We start from the raw sequence: 12,188 nt of genomic DNA on the forward strand, positions 1-12,188 counted from the left end.
CCCGTATGCCCAAAATCGGAAAAACGATGTCTAATGAGCTTACTTCCAAACAACAACCACTATTTCAAGGCGGAGGAATCCTGCGAATGAGTGAGTATACTTGAGATAAACCCTTAAAACCGAGGGAAAGGGGACGTTAGTTTAACGAACTGGCTGCAATTGGTACATTTATCATTCATAAAAAGAACTCTCCAGAAACCGGTACAACGGCTGGCGAAGGCAGTCGTCCTTTCTTGGTGGTCGACCCCGTTCCTTTATCAGACTAATATGAGTAACTTATCACTGGCCCATGGCAATATATGTATGCTACTGTATGGGGGATGGATTTTCACAACGGAGATTGATCGATTGAGCACATTTAATTGAGATCATAGTTTTATTCATCATCCGTTTTGAGTCGCTTGGAAAAGGGGAGGTCGATGAAATGGTTCCAAAGCATATCGTATCTGCGGCAACCATTGTAGTTAACGAGTGCAACGAAATTTTATTGATCAAAGGACCAAAACGAGGATGGGAAATGCCGGGCGGGCAAGTTGAAGAAGGGGAATCGTTGAAAGATGCCGCGATAAGGGAAACAAAGGAGGAGAGCGGGATCGATATAGAAGTAACAAAGTTTTGTGGGATATTTCAAAATGTAGGTGCTAGTATTTGCAATACTTTATTTTTAGGCAGACCAATCGGAGGAGAATTAACAACTTCTCAGGAGTCGTTGGAGGTAGGATTTTTTCCAATCGAGACCGCATTAGAGATGGTAAGCTGGGGAAATTTCAAACAAAGGATGGAGCTTTGTTTAAATGAAGAACGTCATCCTTTCTATGTTGAATTTTCCATTCCGCTAAAGCATTGCTAGGGTGCCACACGTCTTTTCGACGTATTGTCTTTCCTTATGTTTGCCGACAGATTGGAGCTGCCGACGACGATGGAATATCGCCCCGCCCTCTTAAAAACAGCTTCGTGCGCCAGTAAACTGACCGCAAGCGGGCCGAAATGAAGAATATACTGGGTTTGCAAACGTAGAGTGACAAGTGAACGTATTCTTTAGAAACCGCGTAAATCGCGGTTTTTTTACATTCTAAGATTGTTACTGCAAAATCATTAATTGCGGGTGCCAAAGGCTCCTATTTTGTGTAGAGCCCGCATACGGAGACGGTTTTGGCGAAGGCGAACACAAACTGTACACAAAAATGAGCATAACGGGCTTCAGTTCAGTTGGAGTCGAGTCTTTCCCACAAACCTCATCGATAAGCGCCTGAAGCGGAGGTAGCCTTTCCCATTTACGCACACACAAACGTGAGGGTTTGCACGTCAACGTACCGTCTGAACATTCTACTGGTTCTGTACCCCGATAAATACACGACTCCATTTACCATAGCGACCCCATTACGGACAATCAACGTTTTGTATCGCACCATCGAAGTGAAAATTAAGACCATTACAATAGTAGTGACAGTAATGACGACTAGAACTATGTTTATTGCCTTTTACAATAATTCCCTTGCAGCTATAATGAAGACAATTGCTATTGCAATCAGGATAAGGAGCTGATCCACATGCGGAATCATCCGGTCTTTCATGTTCTTCGTTATGCGTTGGGGTTAATTTATGTAGCGGCAGGGGTCAACGGTTTTTTCGTACTGGGGGGACTTGAACCGTTTCTGCCCGAAAGTCCGGAAGCGCTCGAGTTGCTAGGAACAGGCTACTTGCTTGCGATGGAGAAGTCGGTCGAGCTGCTCGGCGGCCTGCTGCTGCTCTGGGGCCGGTTTATTCCGCTTGGTCTGGCCGCACTCTTCCCGCTGACGATGAACATCGCCGCCTTCCATCTGTTCCGCGACCCTCAACTGCTGATACCCGTCCTCGTCATGTCAGCCGCTCATTTGTATCTGTTATGGGTGATCCGTGACCATTACCGGCCGCTCTTTGCCTATCGGCTGTAGTCGATGGGGCAGCACTCGAAAGAATTGATCGAGAAGACTACAACACCGAAGATGGAGCGGCTGACAGGCGACGAGCGGTGGGGGCGGCTGTACCGGAGCAACGGTGAGGAAGTGCCGGAAGGCTCGGACAAATCGCAGTTCAGATGGCGCGGCTACGGGATACGCGACAGTTCGGAATATTGGACATCCGCGAGCTCTCAGGCGTGTCTCCGCGAGCTGACCGAGCTGGAGGAGGACCCTGAGCTGCGGAGACGGGGCTGGCGGTTAACAGGGACAGAGCGCTGGCGTATGTCCGGGAAGCGCTGGCGGAGCCGTTCGACAATGCCAATACGCTTGCCTTCGAGACGGATTGGTGCTTCCTGAACGAGTGGTGGGAGCCGCAGGCGACCGTCGAGGACGCTTTGCGCATCGCCAGCGTGCAGTCCCGGCAGTGGAACCTGCGCTCACCGCGCAAGCATTTCGAAGCGATTCGCGTGCGCGAGCCGCTTTTTGCGGCCTGGTTTGTCGTGCTGGGAACGCTCCGACAAGACGTAGACGAGGGACATCTCTGGATCATCTACGATAAGGCTGCCGTCAGGCAGTCTTTGTTGCGCTATCGGATCGTTGAGTAAGTGCGCTGAGAATCCGGAAATATGCGAAAAATCATCGAGCGGAATGCCGTCGCGTGTATAACCATCCCGGCGATCCGTCAGACCGGGAACCGCACCCCGGACTCTAAAGAGAATTGACTATTGAAGTGCGTTTTTCGTCAGTATGATATAATGCTCCATAGAATTTAATTACTCCGCAGTGACCTCTTCCAAATCACATATGCCTACAACTACAACTACGGCTTCTGCAAACCCTCTACTTTCCCAACATCCGACACTATAGCTCCGCCGACTCGCCATGCTCGAAAGTTGACCGCATCGGGCTCTACTATTCTACATCCATTCAACGAATCATGGGCGCACCGAACTCGCCCTTCCAATCTCTATTAATACAAGGAGGATTTTATGCAGGTAGATGGACACTCTTTTTTTGTCATTACAGGTGGCCCTGGCTCAGGGAAGAGTACGCTCCTCGATTATTTCGAACAACAAGGCTTTCTGCGGTCGATCGAAGCGGGACGCAGCATTATCCAGGAGCAAGCGACGATCGGCGGGAATGCTCTGCCCTGGAAAGACAAAATGCTTTTCGCAGAGCTCATGCTGTCTTGGGAAATGCGTTCATACGAGCAAGGACTGAAGCAAGGAAATACCGTCCCTGTGTTATTTGATCGAGGCGTGCCGGACGTCATCGGGTATCTTCGACTGGAGGGGTTGGACATCCCGGTTCATGTCCAGCGCGCTGCCGACTTATTTCGATACAATAAACGCGTCTTTATAGCACCGCCCTGGCCGGACATTTATCGTCAGGATGCCGAACGAAAACAAGATCTGGAGACTGCCTTCCGAACCTTCGACACGATGACAGCCGTTTACACCGAACTTGGTTACGAATTAGTCGAGCTTCCGCGTTGCAGTATCGAGGATCGCGCTGAATACATTCGATCGAACATACGTTGACCGGGAGTGATGGCGGCTTAGGCAAGCAGGGCAGAGGACATTCATTTTACAAAGGAATATGTTTAGAATTATCGCGTACCTATGCGACACTATCGGGCAACCGGCATCTGGGATCGGAATGTTGGAAGTAATCGATAAGCCGAAAGATCAAAAATTAGTTATCTTCATTAATTATTATCGTCATTAAACATTTTGGAGATGGCTTATGAGATAGTCTTATAAAAATATGTTAACCCCCGTATCAATCTACAGATTTTTTACGTTATATGTAGTGAATGGGCACGGTTTGATGATCTTGACAGCAAAAAGCTAAAATGAAGGATAACGGGAGGAAAGCTGCTATAACATTTTCATCCATGTGACGAATATCCCTTTCTATGATGGACGGACGACAATCCGGTTGCTGAAGAGGAATGTGACTTATCACCCATAAGGGAGATGGGGGAATCAATGTTGCATGATGAAAGAATGGTGAGGTTAACATAATAACTCTTATGTAAACAATGGTTGATATGCACACATTCCCCACCATTGTTTAGCGCTGTCGGAATCAATCGCTGCCTGCTTATGCGAGAGCTCGATATGAGGTCACCTGGTGGGGATATACCGGCGGAATCATTACGCAATCGGGCAAGGATTGGCAAAGTGGAGAAACGGTTGGTAAAAATAATACTGCCGAGGGGACAACAAGTACTCGCATCCTATGAATCCGCGTAAATCGCGGACTTTTTATTTTAAGGATATAGATTCATGTCCGAAAGTTAATGTTAATGCTTCGTATATGGAGGAGACTGGGGCTGCCGACGGAATCGGCGGCCTCGTTATGCTTTCCGGGCTAATAATCTGGTATTAATGGTGTCTAACTGCCGTCATAAATGAACTTATGTTTCATATTACATAACTGTATTGCATTAAACGAAATTAGATAATATAATTTGGTCGAAGACCGGATGGAGAAGCGTCGATTTTCCGCTCAAACTTCTGAAGACAGAGGACTTCTAATGACAATCAAGCAAGCTGTCGGGTGCGGGACGGGAAAAGGGATCTTACAAAACGGAGGAGAAGCGCGAGCGAACGCTGGAGGTTCTTACAGCAGAGCAGGGGGGTCGCGACCGCCAAGGTTCATGTAGGCACAGCCACGACTCTATGAGTGAAGGGAGATGATCGGAATGTAACCGCATACAATTTTTAAAAGTGAGAAAGAGTCCCACTTATGAGGAGTTCAGGGAGAGGTACCTACCGATTGGTGAACTGTAGAGAGTGCTGAACCGATACGATGGAACCATTGATTTTTAAGAATTACTATGGGGGGGAAATTTAATGTTTCGTAAAAGGTACTATTATGTAAGTTTGGCTTTAACCGCATTACTTTCTGTGGGTGTACTATCTGGTTGTGGAACTAGTGAAAAAAATAATGCCAATGAACAAGCTGAGAAAGATTCGGATGTTAAGACGATAAACGAGTATACCGGCCCTCCGGTTGAACTTCTCTTTTTGGATGCAAACACAGGAATTACAATAGAAAAATTCGAGGAGCACTTTGCCAAACCCGTTAAAGCCAAACATCCTAATATTAGTCTCAAGCTGCTAAAAGTAACGAGCCCCGCTAAAGATGGTATTGAAGCTTTAGTCGCTGCAGGAACGATACCGGATATTGTCGCAGATAGTAATACGGGTTTGAACAAATATTTAGATATGGATTATGCTGAGGATTTAAATCCGATGATTAAAAAATTCAATATCGATCTTAATCGATTTGAACCGGCTATAGTCGATACTCTACACGGGTTAGGTCGAAATAAGGGGATATTTGGTTTACCTTTCGCTATGAATTATGGAGCTTTACTCTATAACAAGGATATATTCGACAAATTCGGTGTTAGCTATCCTGAGGACATCATCACCTGGGATAAGTTTATTGAACTAACCAACAAATTAACCCGCAAGGATGCAGAAGTTCAATATATTGGCAGTGCGCCTCCTACTCCAGTGAATTGGTTAAGGCAGTACGGAGCATCTAATTTCGATGAAAAAGATGAAAAGGCCGTACTTACTGATGATAAACATAAATATGTCTTTTCTTTACAAGAGAAGCTGTTTGAAATTCCTGGGTTCGTTGAAGGTAATAAATGGCGCCCAACTAACATGGCTGGCGGTACGATTGCTATGCAGGCTGGCTGGATTATGGCTACCACAACTCTTGTTAGTACCAACCTTCCATTCGATTGGGATCTATCTGCTTATCCAGTATTTAAGGAGAACCCTACTTATGGAAACTCTGTAGACTTTGGCATGCTAATTGTCTCCAAGGCGAGTAAACACAAGGAAGCAGCATACCAGGTAATTATGACGATGATTTCTGATGAAGTACAGGAGCGGCTCAACAAAAATGGTCAGATTACGGCTTTAAAAGATCCCAAATTGAAAATGACCTATGCACAGGATTCCCAAATCTATAACGGTAAAAATTTGCAAGCTATTTTCAAAGTATCCCCTGCGCCGTTACCCGATTACTCCAGATGGAAATCAGCAACGGATACATTTATAAATGCAGTCGCTCAGGATATGGCTTTACAGAAGAAGGATATTAATACAGCATTGCGGGAACAGGAAGAAAAGGCCAATAAGGCCATGCAAGAACTGAAATGATGACATGAAGGCACTTCTAGACGTACGGATTGATCCTAAATGCATGGGCGAAAGGAAGGGGTATAAACAAATGACTAACAACAGGAATAATCAAAATGAGACCGGAACTGAGTCGTTGAGCGATCTGGGCAGCCTGAAGAAGTTGAGCAGAAGGAAGTTGTTGAGTGTTGCCGGTACGGCTGCTGTTGCAGGAATGTTGTTTCCCCGTAGTGTTGAGGGACTGACCGGCCATAGCAATACGGTGACGGGCGACGTGTATGGGAATCAGGAATGTGAGCAGCAATGTTCCGAGCTGCTGACACTAACGGTTCGTGAGTTTCATGAACGAGGAGTAAATTTCAAAAGTCTGGGTGCTGTCGATGATGGAATAACAGATAATAGCGCTATACTCAATCAAGCTTTAATAGATCATGTGCATGTTTTCGTTCCGCCTGGAAAGTTTGTGGTTAAAAATATGAACATTCCATCAGGTTCGATGATTAGCGGAATAGAAGGGTTAAGCGTTCTAAAAGCAAAAAATTACAATGATGTTGGACAATATGTGGATTCTCTATTTGATATTCAGAGTAAAGAAAATTTAATTTTCAGCGGGATTACTTTTGATGGGGGGATTACTTCATCGGCTTACGTAGCAACAGACGATAAAACGAAAGTCCGGAATCTGTTGCGGTTCAGACAAAGTAAACATATCAGATTTGAAAACTGTACATTCACTGGTTTTGTCAGTAATACAATCAATGCGGGAGTAAGGGTACCAGGGGACTTTGTTCGTTGGCATTTGGCCACATTTGAAGAGTGTGATGGAGTTCATTTTGAAGGCGGCCAATTAATCAATACATTCTTAGAAGGCATTTCTGGATACAAAACAAAAAATATGACTTTCGATAAATTCTATTCCAATAATACACGATTATCAACGCCTATTTCTGCGTGGTATTGCGATGGATTTGTTCTTACGAATTCAGATATTCGGGAAGATGTTAACAGAGGAAGCAACGCAGGCAGTGTACTTAACATATACTCGAAAAATGTCAGAATACAAAACAATATCATTCAAGGCGGTACGTCTATCGATTTTGGAAATGAAGCGAAAGACATTACGTTAGGAGGGTTGTTTGTACAAGAAAATGTGTTGTTTGAAAACAACAATGTAATCGGTTGCATAAACGTTATTGGTCCGGATGATGCACACCAGCTTAACAGAAATGTTAAAATCCGAAATAATTTTATCAATGCGTCAGGTTTCTCAAGGGGAATCAATACAGGGAACTGCGAAGATGTAACAATCGAAGGGAATACGATTAACGGGGCAGATGTTGCGTTTACTTATTCATTGAATCGAATAAACAGGTTAAGAATAATCAATAATGTGGTAGTAGATTCTTATAAAATATGCAGATTTGTCGTTGTCGGGAAAGATATTAAAGATGTAGAGATTAGAGATAATAAAGCAATCACACGAACACTTTCTGATATCGGTGGAAACGGTGGATTTGTAGTGTTTTCAAATAGCACCAATACGACAGGAACAGAAGTTGTTGAAAATATAACTATTTATAATAACAATGTAAAAGCTTCCGGTTCATGGGTTTACAATTATCAGACAGGAACGAATAGATTCAAAATTAAAAACATGATAATTGAAGGTAATACATTTGATAGTCTTGAAGGCGGAACGTGTGAAAGAAGCTTATCACCACTTTATGTTGACGGGTTGACAATAAGGAACAACAGAATGTTTAATTCGCAAAAAGGAAATGTATTTTCTATTTGTTCCGATGTAAAACTCGAAGAAAACGAAATGAGTTTAATTAATGTATCAAGTGTGTCTTATCTGTACGATTTCAGGGATAGTTGTACGGGTTTTGTTGAAGCAACGAAAAACATTTTGGTAACAGGAGGTACAGCAATTTCTCATTTTATCATTAGAACTGGTGCGTCAATTAACAGAATTAGAACACAAGGAAATGTTCCGGACACTTATGCAGAAGCTTTTAAGCCTTCTCATTTTGGCCCAACCATTAATCGCCCTAGTGATCCTAAGGTAGTAGGGTTTACCTATTTTGATACGACTCTAAATAAACCTATTTCGTGGAATGGTACAACGTGGGTAGATTCAACAGGAACAGGTGTTTAATTTGTGTTTGGATTTGGAAACAGATGATGTGCAGAACATCATGAGCTACGTTTGAAAGATTGCTTGTATGAATAAATTTATCGGGGCCGTTCTAATTTATTAGAACTTTAAAGAGCGGCCCAAAGATCCCGATGAGCAAGCAAAACAACGCCCGGCGTTTTTTAATACTAATAACATATTCACAAAACCCGTATTTTGTACATATGTGTGCGAATCGAATATGGAGCCAAACGATCTTCCTTCTGAATATCGAAGCTAACGTTCTCGAAGATCTGTCTCTTATTTGTGATACGGTTCACTTATCACCAAAAAGGCGAAATCGCATGGCGCCGCAGCACGTAGGTTTCGCCTGAATTGGGGCATCTTCTGCCTATTGAACGCAACTGCAACTTATTCTCATCAATTGAATCTCGTCAAAACCTGTGCTGATCACTTATGCATGACCTCACCAGTACGAGCGAAACCATACAGGAGTGCCTATACCGTCACCATATTCGGCGGATCTGACACCAACCCTCAGGATCACAACAGACCGGAAGTTATTATAGCATCGATCCTAGGAGTGCCGACGGAAGTGCTAATTATGACTAAATCATTTTGATTTCGAGCAGCTCATACTGAAGATTGCCCATCGGCGCGTTTACGTTAATTATATCCCCTACCTTTTTGCCCAAAAGACCCTTTCCGAGCGGGCTTTCGTAAGATATTTTGTTCTCCGCTACATTAGCTTCAGCCGGACCGACAATGCGGTATTCAATCCTCTCGGCAAATTCAATATCATTCAAGATCACATAAGAACCTACGCCGACTTCATTCAAGTCCACACTGTCCGCACTCACGACTCGTGCCCGCTTTATCATCCACTCCAGGACCAAAATCCGGGTTTCCATGTGCGATTGATCATCCTTGGCAGAATGGTACTCACTGTTTTCTTTAAGATCGCCATAACTAATCGCCACCTTCAACCGCTCCGCCAACTCCTTACGCTTGACCGTCTTGAGCTCGTTGAGTTCTTCCTCTATCTGCTCCAAGCCCTCTTGCGTCAATATTACTTCATCTTTATTCATAGTTATGCCCATTCCTTTCGCTTCGCTCAAGGCACAAAACGGAATGAAATCCGTTCGCCTCGGGCGATTTTTTTGTATTCTAGAGTTGCAGAGATATTCAGTACACTACAAATCACGCGGAGGTGAGTGGGCCACTGCTTTTATCGGGTGACCGCATAGTTATATGTGTAGATTGCCTTTCCAAGCACAAATAAGTGTCGCCTCGAGCACGCAGACTTATCTTTGATAAACAACTCGTTTATAGCTGGGCAATCAGTCCCTGCTGGCTATCTCTGTACCTCACAGAAAGGAGCTTCTCTATGGCCTTAAAAATTGTTTATCCCATTTGCTGCGGAATCGACGTGCACAAAACCTTCGTGGTCGCGTGCATCGCTTCCACCAATAGCAAAGGCGTCACGACTTACAAAAGCCATCGCTTTTCTACCTTCACCAAAGGGTTGAATGAGCTGTCACAGTGGCTTTGTGAGCATGACTGCAAAGATGTCTGCATGGAATCGACCGGGAAATACTGGATTCCCGTGTTCAACATGCTGGAGCATTCCTGCAACATCACACTCGCGCATCCGAAGTACGTCAAAGCCATTCGCGGCAAGAAAACAGACAAGAAGGATGCAAAGTGGATTGCCGACTTGTTCAAACACGATCTTGTCGCTGGAAGCTTTATGCCACCCTTGCCGATCCGACAGTTGCGCGACTTGATGCGTTACCGCTTCAAGCTAACGAACTTTACGTCAAGTGAGAAGAATCGGCTTCAAAACAGCCTGACGGTTTCGAATATCCAGCTTGGCAGTGTCGTTTCGGATACATTCGGCAAAAGCGCCATGAATATCATCGACAAGCTGCTGGACGATCCGGCGGATACCTCTTTTGATCTTGAACCGCTGATTCACGGCTCCTTGAAAGGCAAACTTCCTGAACTTGCGCTTGCGATTGACGGCTTTATTACACCCGAGCAGGCCGGGAAAATCAAAGTCATTAGACAACATTACGAAGACCTTGAATCCCGCAAAGCTGAATTGGAAGCGATTATCCTTTCCCTTGCCGACGCCTACACAGAAGAACTCCACTTGATCTTGACTGTTCCGTCCTTCAAAAACATCTTTTCCGCCATTGCCGTGGTTTCGGAAATCGGTGTAAATATGGACGTGTTCCTGACAGCCAAGCATTTGTGTTCTTGGGCAGGACTTACACCTTCTAATGATCAGAGCGCCGGCAAGAGAAAGTCAGTCAGGATTTCGAGAGCTGGCATCTACATCAAGCCGCTTTTGGTTCAGTGTGCCACCGCTGTCGTCAAAAGCGAAAAGCATCCCGAAATTCGAAACCGCTACTTGCAACTCAAGAGGCGCAGAGGCCACAAACGCGCGATTATTGCGATTGCGCGAATGCTGTTAACGGCCATCTATCACATCATGAAGAACAAAGAACCTTATAACCCTGATTTGTACAAGAAATCCGACATTCGTCCAGTAGACCGTGAAATCACGGTAGAACAGGCGATTAAATTGGCTCAAGCCCAGGGTTACCGTATAATGGCCACTACGACTTGACTTTGATTAAACCATAAATTACCAAAAGTCGTTTAGAGAACGGCTTGTTTGGCATGCTCATTTCCGTTACTGCGTGCGTTGGCTAAGGATTTCAGACTTCAGCCCTCATTCCCTGTAGTCTATACCATATTACCTTACTTGGAGTGCAATAGCTAAAATAGTTATTGGATATTAGGATGGCAGAAAATTGACTTTTCACTATGCTTCGGATATCACAAGGGTTTCGCTTGGCAGACTAGCCTTCCATGCCCGCCACTCCATGTAGAATCAAGTCTTTTTTTACCCATTTCGAGTAGCGAGGAAGCCAAATTCCTCAGTCCCGTCAGGGCGGCGCGAAATTCGGATGGACCGAGCTAAGCGTCTTATTTTTCTATCGGTTATGTTAACTCTCTTTTCAGTAAAGCAATTTCATGTTTATACGGAGGGTTTTATATTTAATAGGTCCTATAGATGGGGTTTCGAGCAGTTTAGGGATAGAAAGTTGAGGATGGTGAACAGTATAGTCCAAGGCTTGTTCTTGGAATCATTAATGTGAAGCACCTTTAACCGATTATGCCCAATGATGCGATCGAACTGATCAATCACACCGTCAAAGTCATGGACAATATCGTATCCGGCATCATGAACGTGGCAAGTGTCCAAGCAAATTGAAAGACACTCATTGTTGGTTACTCCGTCTATAATGCGAGCCAGTTCCTCAAAGCGAACGCCACATTCCGTGCCTTTACCGGCCATCGTCTCTAACGAGATTTGAACTTTTTCATTCCGGGTAAGAACTTCATTAAGCCCCTTAATGATCTTGTTAAGTCCCTTGTCTACTCCTTCTCCAACGTGTGATCCGGGATGCATAACAATCTGTTCCGAACCCAATGCTTCCGTCCGTTCCATTTCATCGCGCATAAAGGTAATGCTATGACTGAATACTTGATTGTTCATAGAATTCCCCAGATGACCAGGAAAGGAGCGTGAACAACAATATTGCTGATTCCATGCTCTTTCATATGCGCATGCCCCTCTAGAATCTTGTAATCAGAGATCGGTTTTCTTTTAGTATTTTGTGGAGCACCGGTGTATATCAGGAAAGTATTCGCTCCATTAGAAGCAGCCTCATTGCTGGCTTTAAGTAACATCTCCTTGCCGCCATGGATACGTGACTTCCGATTAGCATGTATTATCCCCCGAATTCCGCATTTCGTTTAACAGATTATTTTCAGCGCCTGACAGCCACTACATAAGAATCAAAATCAATCTGTGGAGTTTGTTGTCATATTCTTGTCACCTGTGGGGCATGTTGTCGAGTTCTTGTC

The 12,188-nt window shown here is 44.5% G+C and carries 9 protein-coding genes and 1 pseudogene; 8 read left to right on the forward strand and 2 right to left on the reverse strand.

Translation table 11 applies throughout. The features are described 5' to 3' along the window. Window positions 1-424: 424 nt before the first annotated feature. From PV433_RS03760 to PV433_RS03790, 7 genes are all read left to right on the forward strand, one after another. Window positions 425-850 (forward strand): NUDIX hydrolase, encoded by a 426-nt coding sequence (locus PV433_RS03760; RefSeq protein ID WP_332070858.1) that lies wholly within the window; start codon window positions 425-427, stop codon window positions 848-850. Window positions 851-1,550: 700 nt separating this feature from the next. Continuing rightward, entirely contained in the window at window positions 1,551-1,934 is a 384-nt protein-coding gene (locus PV433_RS03765; RefSeq protein ID WP_332070859.1) for a DoxX family membrane protein, read from the forward strand. A 3-nt stretch (window positions 1,935-1,937) separates the two neighbouring features. Next, the gene (locus PV433_RS03770) at window positions 1,938-2,297 is read left to right on the forward strand and encodes a hypothetical protein (RefSeq protein ID WP_332070860.1); all 360 of its coding nucleotides are present in this window, start codon (window positions 1,938-1,940) and stop codon (window positions 2,295-2,297) included. A 38-nt stretch (window positions 2,298-2,335) separates the two neighbouring features. Next, window positions 2,336-2,545, forward strand: a complete 210-nt coding sequence (locus tag PV433_RS03775) for a hypothetical protein (protein WP_332070861.1) — start codon at window positions 2,336-2,338, stop codon at window positions 2,543-2,545. A 384-nt stretch (window positions 2,546-2,929) separates the two neighbouring features. Then, window positions 2,930-3,481: an AAA family ATPase gene (locus PV433_RS03780; RefSeq protein ID WP_332070862.1), complete on the forward strand. Its 552-nt coding sequence runs from the start codon at window positions 2,930-2,932 to the stop codon at window positions 3,479-3,481. A 1,320-nt stretch (window positions 3,482-4,801) separates the two neighbouring features. After that, window positions 4,802-6,130: an ABC transporter substrate-binding protein gene (locus PV433_RS03785; protein ID WP_332070863.1), complete on the forward strand. Its 1,329-nt coding sequence runs from the start codon at window positions 4,802-4,804 to the stop codon at window positions 6,128-6,130. Between the two features lie 70 nt (window positions 6,131-6,200). Then, window positions 6,201-8,267, forward strand: a complete 2,067-nt coding sequence (locus PV433_RS03790; RefSeq protein WP_332070864.1) for a hypothetical protein — start codon at window positions 6,201-6,203, stop codon at window positions 8,265-8,267. Between the two features lie 587 nt (window positions 8,268-8,854). Here the strand turns inward: PV433_RS03790 and greA are convergent. Continuing rightward, window positions 8,855-9,334 (reverse strand): transcription elongation factor GreA, encoded by a 480-nt coding sequence (gene greA / locus PV433_RS03795; protein WP_332070865.1) that lies wholly within the window; start codon window positions 9,332-9,334, stop codon window positions 8,855-8,857. Between the two features lie 299 nt (window positions 9,335-9,633). On the opposite strand from greA, the gene PV433_RS03800 reads away from it, so the two are divergent. Then, window positions 9,634-10,881, forward strand: a complete 1,248-nt coding sequence (locus PV433_RS03800) for an IS110 family transposase (RefSeq protein ID WP_332070866.1) — start codon at window positions 9,634-9,636, stop codon at window positions 10,879-10,881. A gap of 377 nt (window positions 10,882-11,258) precedes the next feature. Here PV433_RS03800 and PV433_RS03805 read toward each other — a convergent pair. After that, window positions 11,259-12,049: pseudogene (locus tag PV433_RS03805) on the reverse strand (deoxyribonuclease IV). Window positions 12,050-12,188 lie beyond the last annotated feature (139 nt).

This window comes from Paenibacillus sp. GYB004, assembly GCF_036577605.1.
Classification (GTDB): domain Bacteria; phylum Bacillota; class Bacilli; order Paenibacillales; family NBRC-103111; genus Paenibacillus_AB; species Paenibacillus_AB oceani.